The sequence below is a fragment of the Bradyrhizobium sp. 4 genome (assembly GCF_023100905.1).
Lineage (GTDB): Bacteria > Pseudomonadota > Alphaproteobacteria > Rhizobiales > Xanthobacteraceae > Bradyrhizobium.
The window spans coordinates 6,103,502-6,126,324 of record NZ_CP064686.1 but is presented as its reverse complement, the minus strand read 5'-3'; the positions used below and the strand labels follow the sequence as shown (position 1 = coordinate 6,126,324).

General features: G+C 63.2%; 20 protein-coding genes. 6 read left to right on the top strand and 14 right to left on the bottom strand.

Going from position 1 to position 22,823, the window contains the following annotated elements; genetic code table 11:
- Positions 1–32: 32 nt before the first annotated feature.
- Genes IVB45_RS29260 through IVB45_RS29240 form a run of 5 tightly spaced genes read right to left on the bottom strand, consistent with a single transcriptional unit; the run spans position 33 to position 6,712 of the window.
- Positions 33–563, bottom strand: coding sequence for a gluconokinase (locus tag IVB45_RS29260; RefSeq protein ID WP_007595717.1), 531 nt, complete (start codon positions 561–563; stop codon positions 33–35).
- A complete protein-coding gene (gene pgl, locus IVB45_RS29255; RefSeq protein ID WP_247358457.1) occupies positions 550–1,299 on the bottom strand; it encodes a 6-phosphogluconolactonase in 750 nt (249 codons plus the stop codon). Before pgl ends, IVB45_RS29260 begins: the two co-directional genes overlap by 14 nt.
- Complete coding sequence (gene zwf / locus IVB45_RS29250) at positions 1,296–2,807, bottom strand: glucose-6-phosphate dehydrogenase (RefSeq protein ID WP_247358458.1); 1,512 nt, start codon at positions 2,805–2,807, stop codon at positions 1,296–1,298. Before zwf ends, pgl begins: the two co-directional genes overlap by 4 nt.
- Before the next feature lie 43 nt (positions 2,808–2,850).
- Positions 2,851–3,849 (bottom strand): phosphogluconate dehydrogenase (NAD(+)-dependent, decarboxylating), encoded by a 999-nt coding sequence (gene gnd / locus IVB45_RS29245; protein WP_027570567.1) that lies wholly within the window; start codon positions 3,847–3,849, stop codon positions 2,851–2,853.
- A 13-nt stretch (positions 3,850–3,862) separates the two neighbouring features.
- Complete coding sequence (locus IVB45_RS29240) at positions 3,863–6,712, bottom strand: bifunctional transaldolase/phosoglucose isomerase (RefSeq protein WP_247358460.1); 2,850 nt, start codon at positions 6,710–6,712, stop codon at positions 3,863–3,865.
- 307 nt (positions 6,713–7,019) lie between these two features.
- On the opposite strand from IVB45_RS29240, the gene IVB45_RS29235 reads away from it, so the two are divergent.
- The 4 genes from IVB45_RS29235 (at position 7,020) to IVB45_RS29220 (ending at position 12,754) form a co-directional block, all read left to right on the top strand.
- Positions 7,020–7,682 (top strand): hypothetical protein, encoded by a 663-nt coding sequence (locus tag IVB45_RS29235; RefSeq protein ID WP_247358462.1) that lies wholly within the window; start codon positions 7,020–7,022, stop codon positions 7,680–7,682.
- A gap of 299 nt (positions 7,683–7,981) precedes the next feature.
- Positions 7,982–9,925 carry a PrkA family serine protein kinase gene (locus IVB45_RS29230; protein ID WP_007595704.1) on the top strand — a complete coding sequence of 648 codons (1,944 nt, stop codon included), beginning with the start codon at positions 7,982–7,984 and terminating at the stop codon, positions 9,923–9,925.
- Positions 9,926–9,944: 19 nt separating this feature from the next.
- Positions 9,945–11,222, top strand: coding sequence for a YeaH/YhbH family protein (locus IVB45_RS29225; protein WP_027570570.1), 1,278 nt, complete (start codon positions 9,945–9,947; stop codon positions 11,220–11,222).
- The gene (locus tag IVB45_RS29220) at positions 11,219–12,754 is read left to right on the top strand and encodes a SpoVR family protein (RefSeq protein ID WP_247358464.1); all 1,536 of its coding nucleotides are present in this window, start codon (positions 11,219–11,221) and stop codon (positions 12,752–12,754) included. The genes IVB45_RS29225 and IVB45_RS29220 overlap by 4 nt, the downstream gene beginning before the upstream one ends.
- Before the next feature lie 215 nt (positions 12,755–12,969).
- Here the strand turns inward: IVB45_RS29220 and IVB45_RS29215 are convergent, their stop codons facing one another.
- The 6 genes from IVB45_RS29215 to IVB45_RS29190 form a co-directional block, all read right to left on the bottom strand.
- Positions 12,970–13,413, bottom strand: coding sequence for a DUF1801 domain-containing protein (locus tag IVB45_RS29215; protein WP_247358466.1), 444 nt, complete (start codon positions 13,411–13,413; stop codon positions 12,970–12,972).
- 2 nt (positions 13,414–13,415) lie between these two features.
- Entirely contained in the window at positions 13,416–13,634 is a 219-nt protein-coding gene (locus tag IVB45_RS29210; RefSeq protein WP_027570573.1) for a hypothetical protein, read from the bottom strand.
- Positions 13,635–13,678: 44 nt separating this feature from the next.
- Positions 13,679–14,110 carry an SRPBCC domain-containing protein gene (locus IVB45_RS29205; protein WP_247358468.1) on the bottom strand — a complete coding sequence of 144 codons (432 nt, stop codon included), beginning with the start codon at positions 14,108–14,110 and terminating at the stop codon, positions 13,679–13,681.
- On the bottom strand, positions 14,107–14,433 hold the full coding sequence (locus tag IVB45_RS29200; protein WP_247358470.1) for a metalloregulator ArsR/SmtB family transcription factor: 327 nt from the start codon (positions 14,431–14,433) through the stop codon (positions 14,107–14,109). The genes IVB45_RS29205 and IVB45_RS29200 overlap by 4 nt, the downstream gene beginning before the upstream one ends.
- Positions 14,434–14,648: 215 nt before the next feature.
- Positions 14,649–15,098, bottom strand: coding sequence for a DsrE family protein (locus IVB45_RS29195; protein WP_247358471.1), 450 nt, complete (start codon positions 15,096–15,098; stop codon positions 14,649–14,651).
- 31 nt (positions 15,099–15,129) lie between these two features.
- Positions 15,130–15,750: a hypothetical protein gene (locus IVB45_RS29190; protein WP_247287858.1), complete on the bottom strand. Its 621-nt coding sequence runs from the start codon at positions 15,748–15,750 to the stop codon at positions 15,130–15,132.
- A gap of 300 nt (positions 15,751–16,050) precedes the next feature.
- Here IVB45_RS29190 and IVB45_RS29185 point away from each other — a divergent pair, with 300 nt between their 5' ends.
- Entirely contained in the window at positions 16,051–17,613 is a 1,563-nt protein-coding gene (locus IVB45_RS29185) for an SUMF1/EgtB/PvdO family nonheme iron enzyme (RefSeq protein ID WP_247358472.1), read from the top strand.
- 17 nt (positions 17,614–17,630) lie between these two features.
- Positions 17,631–18,074, top strand: a complete 444-nt coding sequence (locus IVB45_RS29180; protein WP_247287860.1) for a DUF4399 domain-containing protein — start codon at positions 17,631–17,633, stop codon at positions 18,072–18,074.
- 4 nt (positions 18,075–18,078) lie between these two features.
- Here the strand turns inward: IVB45_RS29180 and IVB45_RS29175 are convergent, their stop codons facing one another.
- The 3 genes from IVB45_RS29175 to IVB45_RS29165 are packed head-to-tail and all read right to left on the bottom strand — an operon-like array spanning position 18,079 to position 22,747.
- Positions 18,079–19,134 (bottom strand): 2-oxoacid:ferredoxin oxidoreductase subunit beta, encoded by a 1,056-nt coding sequence (locus IVB45_RS29175; RefSeq protein WP_018454076.1) that lies wholly within the window; start codon positions 19,132–19,134, stop codon positions 18,079–18,081.
- Positions 19,131–20,978 carry a 2-oxoacid:acceptor oxidoreductase subunit alpha gene (locus IVB45_RS29170; RefSeq protein WP_027570579.1) on the bottom strand — a complete coding sequence of 616 codons (1,848 nt, stop codon included), beginning with the start codon at positions 20,976–20,978 and terminating at the stop codon, positions 19,131–19,133. The genes IVB45_RS29175 and IVB45_RS29170 overlap by 4 nt, the downstream gene beginning before the upstream one ends.
- Positions 20,948–22,747, bottom strand: coding sequence for an FAD-dependent oxidoreductase (locus IVB45_RS29165; protein ID WP_247358474.1), 1,800 nt, complete (start codon positions 22,745–22,747; stop codon positions 20,948–20,950). The genes IVB45_RS29170 and IVB45_RS29165 overlap by 31 nt, the downstream gene beginning before the upstream one ends.
- Positions 22,748–22,823: the final 76 nt, after the last annotated feature.

Below are 22,823 nucleotides of genomic sequence, written 5' to 3'. Positions count from 1 at the left end.
CGGTCCCTTGGGTGTTTCTTGGGTGTTTGGCCTCAGCGTTTCGCGCCGCCCAGTTTCAACTGCCGCACCGCGCCGTCCACGATCGCTTCCACGGATTCGTCGATCGAGACGGTGATCACGTGCTCGCCAGCTTCCGGCGGCTCCAGCGTGTTGAATTGGCTCGTCAGCAGGCCGGGCGGCATGAAGTGCCCCTTGCGTTGCGCGAGGCGGGCGGCGATCAGCTCCTTCGTGCCCCTTAGGAAGACGAAGCGGACGTCGTCGCGTCCGCGCAGCAGCACATCCCGATAAGTATGCTTTAGCGCCGAGCAGGCGATGATCACGTGCTCGCCCTTGTCACAGACCCGCGCGATCTCGTCGGCGATGGCGTTGAGCCAGGGCCAGCGATCCTCGTCGGTGAGGGGATGGCCGGCCCGCATCTTCTCGACATTGCTGGCGGGATGAAAGCTGTCTCCGTCCTCGAATCGCCAGCCGAGGCGCTCGCCCAACGCTTTTGCAACCGTGCTCTTGCCCGAGCCCGACACGCCCATCACGATCAATGCACAAGGTGCTTCAACGCCCGTCACGAATTCCCCCCGGAAGCGCGGCCTGGTCGACCAGCCAGACGGTCTCGCCATTCGAGCGCGCGCGTACGGCCGGCAGAGTCTCGCCATTGAGCAGGCGCGTCAAGATCGGCTGCTTGTCGTGCCCCGCTATCTCGAACAGCATTTCGCGGCAGGACGCCAGCGTGGGCAGGGTGAGCGAGACCCGCGGCACGAAGGGGGCAACATTGGCCTTGGGGACGCCGACCACCCAGCGCTCGGTCTCCTCGATCGCAGGATAGCCCGGGAACAGCGAAGCAGTGTGGCCGTCGGGACCTGCGCCCATCAAGACCATGTCGAACATCGGCCGTGCCGGGTCCAGGCTTTCCGCGCCGTAGAAAGCCTGCAGCTCGCGCGCATAGGCCTCGGCGCTCTGATCGGGGGTGTCAGCCGTCGTCGGGATCGGGTGAACATGGCCGGAGGGCGCGTTGCGATCGAGAAAGGTCGCGCGCGCGACCGCCATGTTGTTGAGGGGATCGCTTTCGGGCACGAAGCGCTCGTCACCGATGAACCAGTGCACGCGCTCCCACGGGATTTTTTCGCGCCAGACCTCGCTGCCCAAAAGCTGGTAGAGCTTCTTCGGGCTGGAGCCGCCGGTCAGGCATATCGCGATGCGCCCTGGATTGGCCGCGATTCGCGCCATCACCCGCTCGGCCGCGGCCCGCGCGAGAGCCTCGGCGTCGGCCTCGACGATCAGCTTCGGCTGTCCCGCAGCCGTCACGAAAACTTACGCCAGCTTCGGCCGTCGCGGCGGAGCAATTCATCGGCGCAGGCGGGGCCGTCGCTGCCGGCTTGATAGGTCTCGATGCCGTTGCTGCCCGCGTTCTTCCAGGCGTCCAGGAACGGCTGCACCGCCTGCCATCCGGCCTCGATGCCGTCGGCGCGCTGGAACAGGATGTTGTCGCCGATCATGCAGTCGTAGATCAGCGTCTCGTAGCCGGTCGAGGGATCGGCCCGGAAATAGTCGCCATAGCGGAACTTCATCTCGACGCCGTCGATGGTGACGCTCGGCCCCGGGATCTTGGCGTTGAACTGGAGCTCGATGGTCTCGGTCGGCGCGATGCCGATCGTGAGGAAGTTCTGGGAGAGGCGATCGACAGCCGTGCCTGAGAACATCGACAACGGTGCCTGCTTGAACTTGATCGCGACCTCGGTGCGCTTGTGGCCGAGCGCCTTGCCGGTGCGCAAATAGAACGGCACGCCGGCCCAGCGCCAATTGTCGATCATCAGCTTCAGCGCGACATAGGTCTCGGTGGTGCTGCCGGGTTTGACGTCCTCGGTCTTGCGATAGTCCGGGATCTCATCGTCGCCGATTCGCCCCGAGAGATATTGGGCGCGCACCGAGCTCTTCAGCGCTTCCTCTTCGCTCGGGCGCTGAATCGAGGTCAGAATCTCGGCCTTCTCGGAGCGCACCGAATGGGCGTCGAAACGCGCCGGCGGCTCCATCGCGACCAGCGACATCAGCTGAAATAGATGGTTCGGCACCATGTCGCGCAGCGCGCCGGTGGCGTCGTAAAAGCCGCCGCGATGGCCGACGCCGAGCTTTTCCTCCACCGTGATCTGGATGTGGTCGATATGGTTGCGATTCCAGATCGGCTCGAACATGCCGTTGGCAAAGCGCAGCACCAGGATGTTCTGCACCGTCTCCTTGCCGAGATAGTGATCGATCCGGTAGATCTGGTGCTCGTCCATGATCTTCAGGAGTTCGGTGTTCAGCGCGCGCGCCGACGCAAGATCGGTGCCGAACGGCTTTTCGATCACCAGCCGCCGCCACGCGCCGTTCTCCTTCATCATGCCGGTGCGGCCGAGCTCGCGCGCGGTCGGCGCGAATGCGGCCGGCGGGGTCGCAAGGTAGAACAGCCGGTTGCCACCCGTACCTTCCGAACATTCCAGCTGATCGAGATGCGCGCGCAGGCGATCGAATGACGGCGGGTCCTTTGCGTCGGCCTCCACGAAGGTAACGCATTGCAGGAGCTGCCGGGCGACGACGTCGTCCACGGGGCGCGTCGCGAACTCGCGCAGGCCTTTCATCAGGCTCACGCGCAATTCGTCGTCCGACTGGCCCTTGCGGGCCACGCCGACGACGCAGAATTTCACCGGCAGCATTTTCTCGGCCGCCAGATTGTACAGCGAGGGCATCACCAGTCGATGGGTGAGGTCTCCGGTCACGCCAAAGATGACGAAGGCGCAATTTTCCGGCTTGCGCTTTGGCTGCGGGTCTTTTGTCACGAACTATTGGCCTTCGCTTGTTACGTTTTACTTCCGCTTCGAGCTATTTGGGCTTCGAAGCAGCCGACTGCTTCGGCTCCTTGTGGCCGCCGAAGCCGGCTCGCATCGCTGAGAGTATTTTCTCGGCGAAGGTGTGTTCCTTGCGGGAACGGAAACGTGCGAACAGCGCCGCGGTCAGGACTTCGGCCGGCACGGCCTCGTCGATGGCGGCATTCACGGTCCAGCGTCCTTCGCCGGAATCCTCGACGAAACCGGAATACTCCGCCAGCGCAGGGCTATCCGCGAGCGCGGTCGAGGTAAGGTCGAGCAGCCAGGACGGGATCACGCTGCCGCGCCGCCACACTTCGGCGATGTCGGCGAGATCGAAATCGTAACGATGATCCGCCGGCAAGGCCTCGATGTTGGCGTTCTTGAGGATATCAAAACCTTCGGCATAGGCCTGCATCAAGCCGTATTCGATGCCGTTGTGGATCATCTTGACGAAATGCCCGGCGCCAACCGGACCGGCATGGATGTAGCCCTGCTCGATGCGGGGATCGCGCCCCTCACGTCCCTCCGTGCGTGGAATGTCGCCGGCGCCGGGCGCGAGCGCGGCGAAGATCGGATCGAGCCGATCGACCACCTGTTTCTCGCCGCCGATCATCATGCAATAGCCGCGGTCGAGGCCCCAGACGCCCCCTGAGGTGCCGACGTCGACATAGTGGATGCCGCGCTCCTTCAGCGCCTTGCCGCGGCGGACGTCGTCCTGCCAAAAGGTGTTGCCGCCGTCGATGATCACGTCGCCTTCCTGCATCACGCCCGCGATGGTATCGATCGTGGTCTCGGTGATGTGGCCGGCCGGCAGCATCACCCAGGCCGTGCGCGGCCGCTCCAGTTTCGCAATGAACTCTTCGAGCGTCGCCGAGCCTGTCGCGCCGTCTGCGGCAAGGCCCGCGACGGCCTTGGCGTCCTTGTCGTAGACCACGGTCGAATGTCCCTGGCGCATCAGGCGGCGAACGATGTTGCCGCCCATCCGGCCGAGGCCGATCATGCCGAGTTGCATTTGAGAAATTCCCTTAGTTCAGTGCGTCATTGAGCGCCGCATTGAGCGCCGCGAGACCCTTCTTGAGCCCACCCTTCAGGTGGACCCGCAGCGCGCGCCGGCCGCGCTCGGTAAGCACGTCGAAGTCGCCGCGCGCCTGCGCGGCCTTGATGACGCCGAAGCTGGCCTTCTGGCCCGGCACCGGCAAGTCCCTGGCATCGTCGGCGGTGATCTGGAGGAACACGCCGCTGTCGGGCCCGCCCTTGTAGGCCTGCCCGGTGGAGTGCAGGAAACGCGGGCCGAACTCGGCGCAGGTTGCGACATGTCGCTTCTCGCGCACTTCGAGCCGCATGGTCTGGAGTGCGTCGATCGTCGCCTTGTCGCGGGCGATGTAGCCGAGCAGGGCGACATAGTCGCCATGTTTGGAGCGCGACAGATGCGCCTTCAGCCATGAGGTGAGGTCGCCGTTGGCGCCGGCGGCCCGCAGGGCCGCGGCATTGGTCTCGTCGGTGTAGAGATCGGCCTCATTGGTGCTGACAACCGGCCGTTCGGCCGGCAGCGTGCCGGTCTTTTCGAACGAGGCGGTGAGCTCTCGGGTCTTGATCTTGGCCGCTTCCACGTCCGGCTGGTCGAACGGGTTGATGCCAAGGATGCTGCCCGCGACCGCCGTTGCCATCTCGAAGCGGAAGAACTCCTGGCCGAGATGGTCGATCGACTTCATCACGATACGCACGACGGGATGGCCGGCCGCTTCGATCGCAGCAAGCTGCGAGTCATGGGCGGGGTCCGCCTCACCCTCGATACGGATGTCGATGAAGAGCCGGTCATTGCCATAGACCGCGGGCTCGCCCAGCGGCTCGCCGTCGATCGGGATCAGGCCCTTGCCGTCCTTGCCGGTCGATTCCGCGATGAGCTGCTCGGCCCAGGCGCCGAAATCGGCGATCTTCTTCGACGACAGGATCGTCACCTTGTCGCGACCTTCCAGCGCTGCATGGCCCATGGCAAGACCGAGCTGCACGCCGGGGTTTTCACTTGGCGGCACGTCCGGTCCGCAGGAGCGGGCCATCGCAAGCGCGTGCTTGACGAAGGTCTTGATATCGATGCCCGCGGTTGCCGCCGGCACCAGCCCGAACGGCGAGAGCACCGAGTAGCGTCCTCCGATGGAGGGCTCGCCGTGGAAGATGCGCGCGTAGTTCAGCGTCTTCGCCGCCTTCTCCAGCGACGACCCGGGATCGGTGACCGCAATAAAGCGATGGCCGGTCTTGACCTTCGGCCCGACCGCCTGCGCGACGCGCTCGTGGAAATAATCCTTCATCGCATTCGGTTCGGTGGTGCCGCCGGATTTGCTGGAGACGATGAACACAGTGTTGGCGATGTCGATCCTGGCTTCCATCGCCCGCACCTGCGCCGGATCCGTGGAATCCAGCACGTGCAGCTTCGGGAACCCGGGCTTCTTGCCGAAGGTCTCGGCCAGCACCTCCGGCCCGAGGCTTGATCCGCCCATGCCGAGCACGACGGCGTCGGAGAATTTCTGGCCTTTCACACGGCTGGCATAATCCTCATAGTCGGCCACGTCGGCCTTGGCGGCGCTGTCGAGCCAGCCGAGCCATTTATCCTCGTCGGTGCCGGTCCAGACCGACTTGTCGCGCTGCCAAAGCCGGCGGATCTTGGCGGATGCGCGCCATTCCTCGGTGCTCTTGGCCACGGCCTTGCCGAGACCGTCGCCGAGCGAGAGAAGCTGGCGGTCGATCGCGGGCCCGAGCACGGTGGCGCGCTTGTGGGCGACCGCGCCATAGAGCTTGTCGGCGGCGTCGGCAAACTGCTTGACGCCGTCCTTGACGAGCTCCTCGGTGATGGCGTCGAGCGAGACGCCGGAGCGCTCCAGTTCGTCCAGCACGCGCCTGGCGTCGTCGACATTCTCTTCCAGGCTGTCGCGCGGCGTGCCGTGGTCGCGGAACGCATCCAGCGTCGCTGGCGGCACGGTGTTGATGGTGTCGGGACCGATCAATTCCTCGACATAGAGGACGTCGCTGTAATCCTTGTTCTTGGTGCCGGTCGAGGCCCACAGCATGCGCTGCGGTTTGGCGCCCTTGGCCGCGAGCTTCTCCCAGCGCGGCCCCGAGAACAGGCGCTTGTAATCCTGGTAGGCGACCTTCGCATTGGCGATCGCGACCTTGCCCTTCAGCGCGGCGAGCCGTTCCTTCTCGCTCGGATCGTTGGCGCGGGCGATCTTCTCGTCGAGCTGCTTGTCGACCACCGAGTCGATGCGACTGACGAAGAAGCTCGCGACGCTCGCCACGTGGGAGGGGTCGCCGCCACCTGCGACGTATTGCTCCAGACCGGCGAGATAGGCCTCGGCGACTTGCAGATAGACGTCCCTGGAGAACAGCAGCGTGATGTTGATGCTGATTCCGTCGCCGATGAGCTGTTCGATCGCCGGCAGGCCGTCCGGCGTCGCCGGCACCTTCACCATCAGGTTCTTGCGGTTGACGTCCTTCCAGAGCCGCCGTGCCTCGGTGACCGTTTCACCGGTGTCCATCGCCAGATAGGGCGAGACTTCCAGGCTGACATAGCCGTCGCCGCCCTTGAGGCGGTCGTAGACTGGGCGCAGCACGTCGGCGGCGTTCTGGATGTCCTCGACCGCGACGGCCTCGAACAGGTCGGCGACCGACCGATCGCCGCGCTTCAATGCCTTGCCGATCGGCGCGTCGTATTCGTCCGAGCTGCCGATCGCCTTCTCGAAGATCGAGGGGTTGGAGGTGACGCCCTTGACGCCGTCGGTGTCGATCAGCCGCTTCAGGTCGCCTTTGGCGATGAAGCCACGGGCCAGGAAGTCCAGCCAGACGGCTTGTCCGTGCTTTTCCAGTTCTTTGACGGGATTCATGATGCTAATTTATCTCCAAGCCTGCGGGCGAGGGGTTTCCGCGCCGGTCCTGACGCGCTATCCTCTAGCTTACATGCTTCCTTGAGGGAACCAATCAAGGGTATGGGCGTCATATCCTCCAGTGTAACTCCGTCGCGATCATGGCGATCCGCGTAGAGGGAGCCGAGTTGCGTAAAAGGTCGTTGGCCGCGAGAAATCGGCCTGGCCTCGTTGCGTAACGTCAGCTGCTTCGGCTCGTCGCTCGTGGCTGCGCGGAGTACTCATCAGCGGATTCCGGTCCGCCTGATGCATCGTGGCTCGGTCGCGAATGGCCATGCTGGGGGAAAGCATGCAAGCACATCATGACCGTCTGGCGCTCGCTGTCACAGACAGTCCCCAATCGGTCACGTCGACCGGAAGCGTCGATGCGTCCCACGATCTCGAAATCGGTCCATGTACGACCCAAACGCGGCTGCTGGTCGTAGCAGGCTTCGCCATGACGCTGCTCAGCGCGACACTCGCGTTGGGCTGGTGGGATGCTTTTGGCGATTACGACACGACGGTCGGCTCTGCTGGCGTGGTGGTGTTCGCCCTGATTACCGGTCGGCTGATCTGGATGCTCCCCGCCGAACGGGGATCGGTGGTGATCGTCACCCCCTATGGCATCCGCGATCTCCGCATCGGCAATGAATTTTTGCTGTGGGACTCGATTGCGGAGATTTCGGCTGAAGAACGCCGCGGGCGCAAGGTGATCGTGCTGACGCCGACGCCGGCCTTGCAGCGGCAGCTCTGCACCATCCGCGGCTTGGCCCGTTGTGCGCAGGACGATCGGCAGAACGACCGCATCGTCATCCAGTCGGAGGGCCTGGCGACCGATTTTGATACACTGCTGCGCGCTTGCCGCGACTGTCACGCCGCCGGCGGTCCACGCACCGCATTGCAGCAGGAAGATGAACGCGGCACCCAAGGCTTCGCCGTACAAGCGTCATAAGATCGCCGTTCGCAGATCGCTATGATGGGGCGCCGGATGAACGCATCCCCGGTAACGCCCGGATGTTGCGAGCGAGTGACATTTTCTGGAAATGAGCCAATATAGACAAAGATTCGCTCAAATATCAGGCAGGTGCCTGTTCGTAACTCACCCTGTGCCTACGTTGTGCGTTGCGCCGAGAAGGCGCCCGGGTGTCGAATGATCGTCATGTGCTCACGCTGATTCGAGAGTGGCGCTAAGGAACGGTCCGGTCGCTGCTTTCGTTCAATTGTGTAGCGGAACTCACGCGGAGAGGGATCATGTACAACGATTCTCTATTCAACGCTTTCGCTAAGTCGTTCGAGGCGAGAAGCCAACACGACATGTCGATGGCGGAATATCTGGAATCGTGTCGAAGCGATCCCATGAAATACGCGAACGCGGCCGAACGACTGCTAGCAGCGATCGGTGAGCCTCAGACGATTGACACGGCCAAGGACCCACGCCTTGGCCGTATTTTTTTGAACCGCACGATCCGCACCTATCCGGCATTCGCCGGCTTCTACGGCATGGAAGAAACCATCGAGCGCATCGTAGGTTTCTTCCGTCATGCGGCGCAGGGCCTCGAAGAGCGCAAGCAGATCCTGTATCTGCTCGGTCCGGTCGGCGGCGGCAAGTCCTCGCTCGCCGAACGGCTCAAGTCGCTGATGGAAGTGCACCCGATTTACGTGCTCAAGGCCGGCGACGAGCTCTCGCCCGTGTTCGAAAGCCCGCTCAGCCTGTTCGATCCGGATCAGCTCGGCCCGATGCTGGAAGAGAAATACGGCATTCCGCGCCGCCGTCTCACCGGCCTGATGAGCCCGTGGTGCTACAAGCGGCTGGAAGCCTTTGGCGGCGACATTTCCCAGTTTCGGGTCGCAAAGATCCAGCCGTCGCGGCTGCGCCAGATCGGCATCGCCAAGACCGAGCCGGGTGACGAGAACAACCAGGACATCTCCTCGCTGGTCGGCAAGGTCGACATCCGCAAGCTCGAAACCTACGCGCAGAACGATCCCGACGCCTACAGCTATTCCGGCGGCCTCAACCGCGCCAACCAAGGCGTGCTCGAGTTCGTCGAGATGTTCAAGGCGCCGATCAAGATGCTGCACCCGCTGCTCACCGCGACGCAGGAAGGCAACTACATCGGCACCGAGAACATCGGCGCTATTCCGTTCACCGGCGTCATCCTCGCGCACTCCAACGAAGCCGAGTGGTCGAGCTTCAAGGCCAACAAGAACAACGAGGCCTTCATCGACCGCATCTGCGTGATCAAGGTGCCTTATTGCCTGCGGATCACGGAAGAGCAGAAGATCTACGAGAAGCTGATCCAGGGCTCCGAGCTCGCGGCCGCGCCTTGCGCGCCCGCGACGCTGGAGACGCTGGCGCGGTTCTCGGTGATGTCGCGGCTGCGGAAGCACGAAAATTCCACGACCTACGCCAAGATGAGGGTTTACGACGGCGAGAGCCTGAAGGAGACCGATCCGAAGGCGCGCAGTGTCCAGGAATATCGCGATGCCGCCGGCGTCGACGAGGGCATGGACGGTGTCTCCACCCGCTTTGCCTTCAAGATCCTGGCTGCGACCTTCAACCACGATCCGCAGGAAGTCGCCGCCGACGCCGTGCATCTGATGTACGCGCTGGAGCAATCGATCAAGCGCGAGCAGCTGCCCGAGGAAGTCGAGAAGCGCTACCTCGAATTCATCAAGGCGGACCTTGCACCGCGTTATGCCGAGTTCATCGGAAACGAGATCCAGAAGGCTTATCTCGAATCCTACTCGGATTACGGCCAGAACCTGTTCGACCGCTATGTCGATTACGCCGATGCCTGGATCGAGGACCAGGATTTCAAGGACGCCGACACCGGCCAGCTGCTTGATCGCGAACTCTTGAACCAGGAGCTGACCAAGATCGAGAAGCCGGCGGGCATCGCCAACCCGAAGGATTTCCGCAACGAGGTGGTCAAATTCTCGTTACGGTCGCGCGCCCAGAACGGTGGCAAGAATCCGACCTGGATCTCCTACGAGAAGATTCGCGATGTGATCGAAAAGCGGATATTCTCCCAGGTCGAGGACCTGCTTCCGGTCATCTCCTTCGGGTCGAAGAAGGACGGCGAGACGGAGAAGAAGCACGGCGAGTTCGTCGCACGCATGGTGGAGCGCGGCTACACCGAGCGTCAGGTTCGCCGGCTCGTCGAATGGTACATGCGCGTGAAGCAGGCCGGTTGAGGCGGATGGTAAAGTGCCGATTCACATTATTGACAGGCGCCTGAATCCAGGCGGCAAGAGTCTCGAGAACCGGCAGCGGTTCTTGCGTCGGGCCAAATCCCTGGTGCAGGGCGCCGTCAAGAAGACCTCGCAGGAACGCGACATCAAGGACGTCTTGGAGGGTGGCGAGGTCACGATTCCGCTCGACGGCATGCACGAGCCGCGTTTCCGCCGCGACGGCGGAACGCGCGACATGGTGTTGCCGGGCAACAAGAAATTCATCGAGGGCGACTATCTCCAGCGCTCCGGCCAGGGCAGCGCCAAGGATTCCGGTCCGGGCGAAGGCGACAGCGAGGACGCCTTCCGCTTCGTGCTCAGTCGCGACGAATTCGTCGATCTCTTCCTCGATGATCTCGAACTTCCCGATCTGGCCAAGCGCAAGATCGCGCAGACCGAGAGCGAGGGCATCCAGCGCGCCGGCTACACCACGTCGGGCTCGCCATCCAACATCTCGGTGAGCCGGACGGTTCGGCGCGCAATGGCGCGCCGTATCGCGCTCAAGCGTCCCAGCAAGGAGGAGATCGAAGAGCTGGAAGCCGCCATCGCCGCTTGCGCGGATGAGGACGAGCGTCTGGTGCTGATGGCCCAGCTCGAAAAACTGAAGGCGAAGTCCAAGCGCATTCCCTTCATCGATCCGCTCGACATCCGCTACCGCCGCTTCGAGACGGTGCCCAAGCCCGTTGCCCAGGCCGTGATGTTCTGCCTGATGGACGTGTCGGGCTCGATGTCCGAGCACATGAAGGATCTCGCCAAGCGCTTCTACATGCTGCTCTACGTCTTCCTGAAGCGTCGCTACAAGCATGTCGACATCGTCTTCATCCGCCACACCGATCGTGCCGAGGAGGTGGACGAGCAGACCTTCTTCTACGGCCCGGCTTCCGGCGGCACGCTGGTCTCCAGCGCGCTGCAGGCGATGCACGAGATCGTGCGCGAACGCTTCAGCCCGTCGGACTGGAATATCTACGCCGCGCAAGCCTCCGACGGCGACAATTCCTATTCCGACGGCGAGCTCGCGGGCATGCTGCTGACCGACAAGATCCTGCCGGTCTGCCAGTTCTTCGCCTATCTCGAAGTCGGCGAGTCCGGCGGCAGCGCCTTCGATCTGTCCGACTCCTCGCTCTGGACCCTCTACGAGCGCCTGCGCAACAGCGGCGCGCCGCTCTCGATGCGCAAGGTCAGCGAGCGCAGCGAGATTTTTCCGGTGTTCCACGACCTGTTCCAGCGCCGCGACACTGCCCAGGAGAAAGCCGCTCCATGACGGAACGCTTGTTCGAAGGCGCCGATTGGGATTTTCACACCTTGCAGCGCATCACGGATGCCTGCGAGGAGGTGGCGACGAAAGATCTCGGGCTCGACGTCTATCCGAACCAGATCGAGGTCATCACCGCCGAACAGATGCTGGATGCCTATTCGTCGGTCGGCATGCCGCTGTTCTACAAGCACTGGTCATTCGGAAAGCAGTTCGCCTATCACGAGGCCTCATACCGCAAGGGCCTGATGGGGCTCGCTTATGAGATCGTGATCAACTCCTCGCCCTGCATCTCCTATCTGATGGAGGAGAACACGGCGACGATGCAGACGCTGGTCATTGCGCACGCCGCTTTTGGCCACAACCACTTCTTCAAGAACAATTACCTGTTCAGGCAGTGGACCGACGCCGACGGCATTCTGGACTATCTCGACTTCGCCAAGAAGTATGTGATGAGCTGCGAGGATCGCTACGGCCGCGTCGAGGTCGAGCGCACCCTCGATGCGGCGCATGCGCTGATGTCGCATGGGATCGACCGCTATCCCGGCAAGAAGAAGCTCGATCTCCGCGCCGAAGAGAAGCGGGCAGGGCGCCGCCGCCAGCACGAGGAGGAGGTCTTCAACGACCTCTGGCGCACCGTGCCGGCGGGAAAGAGCAAGACCCGGTCCGCGCTCAGCATCGAACGGCGCCGCAAGCTGCTCGGCCTGCCGCAGGAAAACCTGCTCTACTTCCTGGAGAAAAGCGCGCCGCGGCTGGCGCCCTGGCAGCGCGAGCTGTTGCGCATCGTCCGCCACATCGCGCAATATTTCTATCCGCAGAGCCAGACCAAGGTGATGAACGAGGGGACGGCGACCTACGTCCACTATCGCATCATGACCAAGCTGCATCAGCAGGGCCGCATCAGCGACGGCAATTTCCTCGAATTCCTGCAGTCGCACACCAACGTCGTGTTCCAGCCCGAATTCGACGACCAGCGCTTCTCCGGCTTCAACCCCTATGCGCTCGGCTTCGCCATGATGCAGGACATCGAGCGCATCGTGACGCGGCCGGAAGACGAGGATCGCGAGTGGTTCCCGGACATCGCCGGCAAGAACGACGTGATGGGCGTGCTGCGCGACGTCTGGGCCAACTACCGCGATGAAAGCTTCATTGCCCAGTTCCTGAGCCCGAAGCTGATGCGGCACCTTCGCATGTTCCACCTGCATGACGATCCCGAGGAACGCGCCGGCATCCGGGTCGACGCCATTCACGACGAGCGCGGCTTCCGCCGCGTCCGCCGCGAGCTGGCACGGCAGCACGATGTCGGCTACATCGACGCGAATATCGAGGTGGTCGACGTCGATCTCTCCGGCGACCGGCGGCTGATCCTGCATCACCATGTCATCAAGGGCGCGCAGCTCAACGAGACCGACGCCAAGCGCGTGCTCCAGCATCTGGCCGATCTCTGGACCTACGATGTCGCGCTGATCGAGGTCGACGCCAACGACAAGGTGCTGCGCGAATATGTCGTAAGCCCGCGCCCGATCTCGGCGGTGGCCTGAGGGCGGCTGACTGTGCAGAGCAATACGTCGAGATGCGCGTTGATGTGCCCTCGCCCCTTGTGGGAGAGGGCGGCGATGCCGGGAGACACAAGCTCACTGGGGTGAGGGGTATCTCTCCACACTTCCCGTGTCGATAGAGACCCCTCATCCGGCGCTTCGCGCCACCTTCTCCCACAAGGGGAGAGGAAAGCGTTCGTGGCTCCACAACAACTGTTCTATGCGGAACGTTTCGCCGGCTTCTTCTTGGCTTTAGACGCATTCAGCTCCACCGCCGCGCGGATCAGCGCCTTCAACGCCTTCTCGTTGATCTTTTCGCCTTCGCGAATATCGATCGCGCGGCGCACGTTGCCGTCGAGGCTCGAGTTGAAAAGGCCCGCGGGATCCTCCAGCGCCGCGCCCTTGGCAAAGGTCATCTTCACCACGGCCTTGTAGGTCTCGCCGGTGCAGATGATGCCGTCGTGCTCCCACACGGGAACGCCGCGCCACTTCCATTCCTCGACGACATCAGGGTCGGCGTCCTTGATCAGGCCGCGGATTCGCCCGAGCATCTCGCCGCGCCAGTCGCCGAGCTCCTTGATCCTGCCGTCGATCATCCTGGATGGCGAGGCGCCATCCGTCTTCGTCGTGCTGCTGTTTTTCGCGGTCACGGCCGTCTTCATGTTCACGCCTCTTGTCGGGCGCCGCGGCGGCGGCCGAGATATGGCAGCGCGAACATATAGAGCCCGGTCGCAAGCAATGGGATCAATGGGACGAAGGCGAGCAAGCCGATCCACGTCGCCTGGACTTGCAGCGTCAGGGCGACGATGTTGGCGATGACGGCAAGCGTGAAAGCGATCGACAGCCAGCGATGGATCTGCCGAATCCACATATTTCCGGTCAATGAAACCTCCTCTTGAGATGATCGAATGAAGGCCGGCGGCCGAGCTAATCTGCCCGCGCCAGCAGCTCGTCCAGCTTGGCGAAAAACTGCTTCCAGCCGGCGTGCGCGCCGCCGAAAGCCTGCTTCTGCGTTGGGCTGAAGCCCGCTTGCTCGACGCGCAGATGCGTGCCTGCGCCGGTCGGGGTCAGCGTGAAGGTCACGACGCTCTTGAGATCGAACGCCGCGTCGTCATGCGAGAAATTCCAGGTGTAGGCGAGCGTCTTCTGCGGCTCGATGGTGAGGACCTCGCAGTCCAAAACGCCGCCCCACTCGCCGCGAAGGTTGAAGCGGTGGCCCACGTTCGGCTTGAAGTCGTTCTTCATCAGCCATTCTTCGATCAGATGTGGCTGCGTCAGCGCGCGCCAGATCCGCTCTGCCGGAAAGGCAAATTCGCGCTCGATGACTACAGATCGGGTTTCGGCCGCGGATTCGTTCATTGGTCCATCCTCTTTAGGAGATCGTCGAGCGCGTCGAGCCGGTTCTGCCAGAACCCGGCCATCTGGCTGGTCCAGTCGATCAGCGGATTGAGCGCGCCGGGCTGGGCGCTGTAATGGGTCTGCCGCCCTTGATGCCGGTCGCGCACGAGGCCGGCCTGCTTCAGCGCACCGAGATGTTTTGAGACCGCCGGCTGGGACACGCCCGACATTGCCGTCAGGGCCCCGACCGTCTGTTCGCCCTCGCGGCACAGTCGCTCGAAGATCGCCCGACGGGTGGGGTCGGCGAGCGTTCTGAACAGAAGATCGTGGGCGGCGGCGGACATATAATCCATAACCTGTAAGTTATGGATGTATTCATAACCGTGGAGTTATGGATAAGTCAAGAGCGTTGCGAGCGTGTGGTCCTCGCTCGCGCAACCCGCTCCGCCGTCATTGCGAGGAGCCCTTGCGACGAAGCAATCCAGTCTGCCTCAGTGGAGGGACTGGATTGTTTCGCTGCGCTCGCAATGACGGACAATGTAGCGGCGCCTCCCGCGCCCTACGGCCGCAGATAGAGATAGCCCAGAGACTGGAGCTCGGCCAAACGGACCACGCCGCCCTTCTCCGCGCTGACGAAGCCCGGCAAGAGATCCGTGAGCGTGACGTTCTGCGCCTTCATCGTGTTGCCGCAGGCGGCAAGCTCGACGCCATCCTTGGAGAAATCGCCGACGCGCTTGCTGATGTCAGGGTTGGCCTGCGCCCAGTGAAACGCCTTCAGCGCCGGTCCGTGGATCACCAGCGCGATCGTCACATGCTCGGGGCCGCCCACGCCGTCGATGTGGTTCTGGATGTTGCCGAGCACGAAATTGACTTTCTCGGCATCGCTCAAATGATAGACCACCTTCAGCTTGTTGCCCGTGCCGGCTTCGGTCGCGGCCTTCGCGCTGGAGGCGCCAAGCGCCGCGCCCAGGCCTGAGATGGCGCTCCACAAGATGTTCCGGCGGTTCATGACGATCTCCCTCGATTGCGCCGGACACATATCATTTGTGGCGGAGCGCGGCGAGTTCCTTGCGGTCGGTCACGAGCGAGGCGCATTCCTTGTTGTCCGTTCGATCTAGGCGGAAAATCCCGTCGTCGGCCCCGGCGACCAGCGATTGCTCGGCATCCTCATCCGGCTTGTTGTTCTGCCAGACCCTGACCCGCGCCAGCCGCACGATCGCCGATTTGTCGTCCTTCGAGAGCGCGACGCCGATGCCGCCGCCCTCGCAGTCGACGCCGCAACCGAGGCGGATCTCGGTGCCGTCCTTGGTGAACACGGCGTGATGACAGGAGCCGCTGGAGTCGAAATCGCCGGAGCGGTGACGATATCTGAATCCGAGGCGGAAGGAGTTGTGGAGCTGCTTGTCCTCCGTGTCCAATTCCGCCGAGATCAGCAGCTTCATCGAGGCGACCTTCTGCTTCGGATGGTGCGCCAGATGCTCGGCATCGTAGCGCCGCACGAAGCAGGCATAGGCCTTGTTGCCGGGTGCACCGACATACATGCGCGCGTTGAAGGTCTCGACTTCGGCCTTGCTGGCCTCACGGATATCGTCGGCCTCCTCGGCGTGGGCCGCGCCGGCAAACGCGGCGAGGAAGACGGCAGCAACGAGAAAAAACTTCATGATGGCCTCGCGTGCAGCAACTGAGCTGTACGCTGTAGACGCCGCCCAGGTACGACGCGTTCAACGTTCGCAATCTGACGTGATCTTCGCAGGAGGGAGCGAGGTGAAGTTCCACGCCGGGCATTAGTCTTCGGTGGGGTCACGAAGGTTCATTCGAGCTGACGCCTTCGCCTTTCGGAACTCGACGCCGACGATTGCTCCGACGTTGCCCGATTTCATCGATGTGATAGCCTTCACAGACGATCGCCTCTCGCAGTCGTAGGCTGGGGTCTGCCTTGTAGTTTGTGGAGTCCCCCCGCAATGGGCGAAATTCGCAACTTCAGATCCGGGAATGACGAGCCGCCCACACACGGCCCTATGCCTCGTCGTCTCGCGGCCATCATTGTCGGTGACATCGCTTCCTACAGCCGCCTGATGCAGGCCGACGAGGAGGGCACGCACGTCCGCGTCAAGCGGATCGAGCGGGATCTCATCCAGCCCAGCATCGTCGAGCACCACGGAAGTCTGGTGAAGACGACGGGCGATGGCTTCATCGCGATCTTCGACAGTCCGGTCGAGGCCGTGCGATGCAGCATCGTCATCCAGCAAAATCTCATCGGCCGCAACGCCTCGCTTCCGAAGGAGACCAGGATCGAGTACCGGATTGGCGTCAATCTCGGTGACGTCATCGTGGAGCCTGATGACGTCTACGGCGATGGCGTCAACATCGCGACGCGCATCGAGGGCATCGCAGAGCCAGGCCAGGTCTTTATCTCCGGCGCGATCTACGAGCAGATAAAGCACAAGGTCGTGTGCGGTTACGAGTCGCTCGGGGACCGCAAAGTCAAGAACATCACCGATCCCGTGCGGGTCTATAAAGTGCTGCCGGATGCAGACGCGGTCGGCAGGACGCGCGGGCGGCGCGAGAATGCTCTGATCTTTCTCCTGGGAATCACGCTGTCGGTGATGGCCGCCGGCGTGCTGTGGTATCTGCTGGCTCAGACGCCGGGCAGGGTGGGCGAGCAGGCCGCCGTCACTACCGTTTCTCCTGCCACTTCTCCGGCCGCATCGCCGAGCCCGCAGCCTCCGCCGCGCGAAGCGGCGCCGCAGACGCCGCAGCCGTCTCCCTCCGCGGCTTCGTCATCTCCGTCGCCCGCTCCGGCGCCAATTCAATCGACGAGTCAATCGGCAAGTCAATCGCCAATTCCCGTCCGCGAACCCGAGATGGTCGCCATTCGCGGCGGCAGCTTTGCGATGGGAAGCAACGACGACCCGACCGAGCGTCCTGTCCATCAGGTGACGGTCAAGCCGTTCTCGATCGGAAAATATCCGGTGACCGTGCAGGAATGGAACGAGTGCGCCGCTGCAAAGGCGTGCGGCTTCACGGCGATCGGCAAGGACGATGCGCCTGTCAGCAATGTGAGCTGGACCGACGCGCAGCAATATGCGGCCTATCTCGCTCAGGCGACGAAGAAGACTTATCGGCTTCCGAGCGAAGCCGAATGGGAATATGCCGCGCGGGGCGGAACGCAGACCAAATATTGGTGGGGCGACAAGCTGCAGCCGGGCATGGCCGGCTGCAAGGATTGCGGTGATCTCGCGGCCGAGCAGCCCGCGAAGGTCGGCAGCTTCAGGCCGAATCCGTTCGGGCTCCACGACATGGGCGGCGGTGTCGATCAGTGGGTCGAGGACTGCTGGCACAAGACCTATCAGGGCGCGCCCGGCGACGCCTCGGCATGGAGCAACGGGGACTGCAGCGCTCATGTCCTGCGCTCGGGCTCCTGGAAGAACGATTCGAGATATGTGCGGCCGTCCAACCGCGACGGCTACGACACCAATGTTCGTTATCCCACGCACGGATTCCGCGTGGCGCTCAGCCCCTAAATGGTGGAGTTGGTTTGATGCAGATATTTCGTTGCGTCGCGCTGGCGGCGGCGCTCGCATTGCTCCCGGGGGCAGCCTTTTCACAAGGCAAGGCAGCGCCCAAGGACGCCAAGCTCTATTTCATCACCCCGCATGACGGGCAGAAGGTCCGCGGCGGATTCTGGGTCCGGTTCGGCTTGCGCAACATGGGAGTGACCCATGCCGGCGACGAATACCAGAACGCCGGTCACCATCATCTGCTGATCGACGTCAACGACCCCATCGATCCCAAGGAGCCGATCCTGCAGGACAAGTCGCATCTGCATTTCGGGGCAGGGCAGACCGAAACGCTGCTCGAGCTTCCGCCCGGAACGCACACGCTTCAACTCGTGCTGGGCGATGCCAGGCACTATCCGTTCGAGCCGCCCATCGTGTCGGAGAAGATCACTATACGGGTCAGGCAGCCGGCCGCGGCGCGGTAGTCGGTCACCGCAGGCTGGCGTTGAACTTGTCCAGCGCCGCCGAGCCCGGGCAGAGCGTGTCCGCTTCCAGCGTGTTGAGCGGCGTCTCGACCGTGTTGAGATGCTCGTGCAAATCTTCCGCATCAGGGTCGACGTAGAGCAGGCCGGTGACGATCTGTCCCTTGGCGGCGTGCTTTTGCAGAAAGGTCTGGGCGCCGAGCCGGTCATGCGGATCGTAGTCGGCGTCGATCTTGCGCAGCGCGATCCTGCTGCCGTCATGCTGCTCGACCATCTGCACCGTGCCTGGTGCGTAATCCACCGCGATCGGATCGCGGCCAACCAGCACGTCGAGCCGGTTCACCGCGTCATTGTGCTCGCGGACATAGTCGAAGCTCTTGGTCGAGCCGGCGTGGTTGTTGAATGCGATGCAGGGGCTGATGACGTCGATGAACGACGCGCCCTTGTGGCGGATCGCGGCCGCGATCAGCGGCACGAGCTGGGTCTTGTCGCCGGAGAACGAGCGCGCGACGAAAGTGGCCCCTAACTGCAGCGCGATCGCGACGAGGTCGATGGCGTTGTCGGTGTTGGTGACGCCCTTCTTGGACTTCGAGCCGCGGTCGGCGGTCGCCGAGAACTGGCCCTTGGTCAGGCCGTAGACGCCGTTGTTCTCGACGATATAGGTCATGTTGACGCCGCGCCGGATCGAATGCGCGAACTGGCCGAAGCCGATCGAGGCGGAATCGCCGTCGCCGGAGACGCCGAGATAGATCAAATCGCGATTGGCGAGGTTGGCGCCGGTCAGGACCGACGGCATGCGGCCGTGCACGGAGTTGAAGCCGTGCGAATTGCCGAGGAAATAGTCGGGCGTCTTCGACGAGCAGCCGATGCCCGAGATCTTGGCGACCCGGTGCGGCTCGATCGAAAGCTCATAGCAGGCCTCGATGATCGAGGCCGTGATCGAGTCGTGGCCGCAGCCGGCGCACAGCGTCGAGATCTTGCCTTCGTAATCGCGATGGGTGTAGCCGAGCTCGTTCTTCTTCAGCCCGGGATGGTGGAATTTCGGCTTTGCAATGTAGGTCATGACACGGCCTTGCGGAGCGGGGTCACCTTGAGGTGATCCTGGTGGTCGCCAATGGCTTTTGCGATGAAGCGGGCGGTGATCGGTGAGCCGTCGTAATGCACGATCGGCACCAGCCGCACCGGGTCGATGCCGTTCTCGTTGACGATCAACTGGCGCAGCTGGCTGTCGCGATTCTGCTCGACGACGTAGACGAAATCGTGCTCGGCGAGGAAGCTCGCCACGCTGGAGTGAAACGGGAAGGCTCGGATGCGCAGGCGGTCGAGCTGGTGCCCGCGCGTTTCCAGCAGGCCGATCGCCTCGTCCATCGCCGGCGAGGTCGAGCCGAAATAGATCACGCCGTATTTGGTCGGCCGTTCCGCATTCGCCTGGAGCGGCCGCGGCACCATGTCCTGCGCGGACTCGAACTTGCGCATGAGCCGCTGCATGTTGTCGGCGTAGACCGAGCCTTCCTCGGAGTAACGCGCATAGCGGTCACGCGACGTGCCGCGGGTGAAATAGGACCCCTTGGTCGGATGCGTGCCGGGATAGGTGCGGTAGGGGATGCCGTCGCCGTCGACGTCGAGATAGCGGCCGAAGTCGCGGCCTTCGTCCAGCATCTCCGCGGTCATCACCTTGCCGCGGTCATATTGCTTGGAATCGTCCCACTTCAGCGGACGGCAGAGCCGGTGGTTCATGCCGATGTCGAGGTCCAGCATCAGGAAGATGGTGGTTTGGAGCCGCTCGGCGAGATCGAAGGCCGCGGCCGCGAACTCGAACGCTTCAGCGGGATCTTCGGGGAACAGCAGCACATGCTTGGTGTCGCCATGCGAAGCATAGGCGCAGGCGATGATGTCGCATTGCTGGGTGCGGGTCGGCATGCCGGTCGAAGGACCGGCGCGCTGGATGTTCATGATCACGGCCGGGATTTCGGCGAAATACGACAGGCCGATGAACTCGGTCATCAACGAGATGCCGGGGCCTGAGGTCGCGGTGAAGGCGCGGGCGCCGTTCCAGGAGGCGCCGATCACGATGCCGATCGAAGCCAGCTCGTCCTCGCCCTGCACGATCGCGTACTTCGCCTTGCCGGTCTCGGGATCGTGCCGGTACTTCTTGCAGTGGGCGGTGAAAGCCTCCGCTACCGACGAGGATGGCGTGATCGGATACCAGGCGCATACCGTGGCGCCGCCATAGACGGCGCCGAGCGCGGCCGCGCTGTTGCCCTCGATGAAGATGCGGTCGCCGACCTTGTCGGACTTCTTCACCCGCAGCCCGGTCGGGCATTTCAGGTTCTGCAGCGCCCAGTCGCGGCCGAGATGCAACGCGTGGACGTTGGAGGACAAGAGCTTCTCCTTGCCCTTGTACTGTTCGCCGATGAGCTGCTCGATCAGCTTCGGATCCATGTCGAGCAGCGCCGAGAGTGCCCCGAGATAGATGATGTTCTTGAACAGCTGGCGCTGGCGCGGATCGGTGTAGGTCGAGTTGGTGATCGCAGTCAGGGGAACGCCGATCACGGTGATGTCGTCGCGGAATTTCGTCGACGGCATCGGCTTGGTGGAATCGTAGAACAGATAGCCGCCGGGCTCGATGCCAGCGACGTCCTTGTCCCAGGTCTGCGGGTTCATTGCGACCATCATGTCGACGCCGCCGCGGGCGCCGAGATGGCCGTCTTCGGTCACCCGCACCTCGTACCAGGTCGGCAGGCCCTGGATGTTGGAGGGGAAGATGTTACGGGGGCTCACCGGAACGCCATGGCGCAGGATCGCGCGCGCAAACATCTCGTTGGCGCTGGCCGAGCCCGATCCGTTGACGTTGGCGAAGCGGACGACGAAGTCGTTTACGCTGCTGATCGGCTTTTTGTCGGACATGTCGAACCCGCTTGAGTCATTTCGATCAAATATTTCTGCATGTCCCAGGCGCCGGTGGGACAACGCTCGGCGCACAGCCCACAGTGCAGGCAGACGTCCTCGTCCTTCACCATCACGCGCCCGGTCTTGAGATCAGAGGAAACGTAGAGGTCCTGGTCGGGATGCAGTGACGGCGCCTTCAGGCGCTGGCGCAGATCGGTTTCCTCGCCATTCTCCGTGAAGGTGATGCAATCCATCGGACAGATGTCGACGCAGGCATCGCACTCGATGCAGAGCGATGTCGAGAACACGGTCTGGACGTCGCAGTTCAGGCAGCGATGGGCTTCGCCGAGCGCGAGCTTGACGTCGTAGCCGAGTTCGACCTCGGTGCGGATGTCCTTCAGCGCGATCACCTTGTCGCGATGCGGCACCTTGTAGCGCTTGTCGTTGGAGATGTCGTTATCATAGCTCCATTCGTGGATGCCCATCTTTTGCGAGGAGATGTGCACCTCCGGCAATGGCCGCTCGGTGACGTCCTCGCCCGAGAGCATTTTGTGGATCGACAGCGCGGCGTCATGGCCCTGCGCCACCGCCCAGATGATGTTCTTCGGCCCGAACGCGGCGTCGCCGCCGAAGAACACTTTTGGATTGGTGGATACGAACGTCTTCGGATCGACCTTGGGCATGTGCCATTTGTCGAACTCGATGCCGCAATCCTGCTCGATCCAGGGGAAAGCGTTCTCCTGGCCGACCGCGACCAGCACGTCGTCGCATTCGATGGTCTGGTCCGGCTCGCCCGAGGGCACGAGGTTGCGGCGGCCCTTGGCGTCGTATTCGGCCTTCACCTTCTGGAAGGTGATACCGGTGAGCTTGCCGTTATCGTGGACGAAAGCCGTGGGCACGAGGAAGTTGAGGATCGGGATGTCTTCGTGGAGCGCGTCTTCCTTCTCCCAGGGCGAGGCCTTCATTTCCTCGAAGCCGGAGCGCACGACGACCTTCACCTCTTCGCCGCCGAGGCGGCGCGCGGTGCGGCAGCAATCCATCGCGGTGTTGCCGCCGCCGAGCACGATGACGCGCTTGCCGATCTTGTCGGTATGGCCGAACGAGACAGATGACAGCCAGTCGATGCCGATATGGACGTTGGCGGCTGCTTCCTTGCGTCCGGGAATGTCGAGCTCGCGGCCGCGCGGTGCGCCGGAGCCGACGAAGATCGCGTCGTACTTCTCCGCGAGCAGCGCCTTCATGCTCTCGATGCGGTGGCCGCCCTTGAAGTCGACCCCGAGACCCAGGATGTAGCCGGTCTCCTCGTCGATGACCGAATCGGGCAGGCGAAATTTCGGGATCTGCGAGCGCATCATGCCGCCGGCTTGGGGATCGGCGTCGAACACGGTGCAATGATAGCCGAGCGGCGCGAGATCGCGCGCCACCGTCAGCGAAGCGGGACCGCCGCCGACGAATGCAACGCGCTTGCCGTTCTTGGCCGAGGGCCGCGGCAGGCGTTGGGTGATGTCGTCCTTGAAGTCGGCGGCGACGCGCTTGAGGCGGCAGATCGCGACCGGCGTCTCCTCGACACGTCCGCGGCGGCACGCCGGCTCGCATGGACGATCGCAGGTGCGTCCCAGAATTCCGGGAAACACGTTCGATTTCCAATTGATCATATAGGCGTCGCTGTAGCGGCCTTGGGCGATCAGTCGGATGTATTCGGGAACGGGGGTGTGCGCAGGACAGGCCCATTGGCAATCGACTACTTTGTGAAAGTAGTCGGGGGCCGCAATATCGGTCGGTTTCATTCCTACCCTGTCCGCGCAGGCTCAAAGACCCGGCGGCCTTTTCTTGAGCTTGGCGAACGCTAACGCGCGGCGATCT

Bases quoted from the DNA above. Each gene is read 5' to 3' on its own strand.
- gnd (WP_027570567.1), bottom strand. From the start codon at position 3,849: ATGCAACTCGGCATGATCGGCCTCGGCCGGATGGGCGGCAACATCGTT.
- IVB45_RS29240 (WP_247358460.1), bottom strand. From the start codon at position 6,712: ATGAATCCCGTCAAAGAACTGGAAAAGCACGGACAAGCCGTCTGGCTG.
- IVB45_RS29235 (WP_247358462.1), top strand. From the start codon at position 7,020: ATGGCCATGCTGGGGGAAAGCATGCAAGCACATCATGACCGTCTGGCG.
- IVB45_RS29230 (WP_007595704.1), top strand. From the start codon at position 7,982: ATGTACAACGATTCTCTATTCAACGCTTTCGCTAAGTCGTTCGAGGCG.
- IVB45_RS29220 (WP_247358464.1), top strand. From the start codon at position 11,219: ATGACGGAACGCTTGTTCGAAGGCGCCGATTGGGATTTTCACACCTTG.
- IVB45_RS29215 (WP_247358466.1), bottom strand. From the start codon at position 13,413: ATGAAGACGGCCGTGACCGCGAAAAACAGCAGCACGACGAAGACGGAT.
- IVB45_RS29205 (WP_247358468.1), bottom strand. From the start codon at position 14,110: ATGAACGAATCCGCGGCCGAAACCCGATCTGTAGTCATCGAGCGCGAA.
- IVB45_RS29200 (WP_247358470.1), bottom strand. From the start codon at position 14,433: ATGTCCGCCGCCGCCCACGATCTTCTGTTCAGAACGCTCGCCGACCCC.
- IVB45_RS29195 (WP_247358471.1), bottom strand. From the start codon at position 15,098: ATGAACCGCCGGAACATCTTGTGGAGCGCCATCTCAGGCCTGGGCGCG.
- IVB45_RS29190 (WP_247287858.1), bottom strand. From the start codon at position 15,750: ATGAAGTTTTTTCTCGTTGCTGCCGTCTTCCTCGCCGCGTTTGCCGGC.
- IVB45_RS29185 (WP_247358472.1), top strand. From the start codon at position 16,051: ATGGGCGAAATTCGCAACTTCAGATCCGGGAATGACGAGCCGCCCACA.
- IVB45_RS29180 (WP_247287860.1), top strand. From the start codon at position 17,631: ATGCAGATATTTCGTTGCGTCGCGCTGGCGGCGGCGCTCGCATTGCTC.
- IVB45_RS29175 (WP_018454076.1), bottom strand. From the start codon at position 19,134: ATGACCTACATTGCAAAGCCGAAATTCCACCATCCCGGGCTGAAGAAG.
- IVB45_RS29170 (WP_027570579.1), bottom strand. From the start codon at position 20,978: ATGTCCGACAAAAAGCCGATCAGCAGCGTAAACGACTTCGTCGTCCGC.
- IVB45_RS29165 (WP_247358474.1), bottom strand. From the start codon at position 22,747: ATGAAACCGACCGATATTGCGGCCCCCGACTACTTTCACAAAGTAGTC.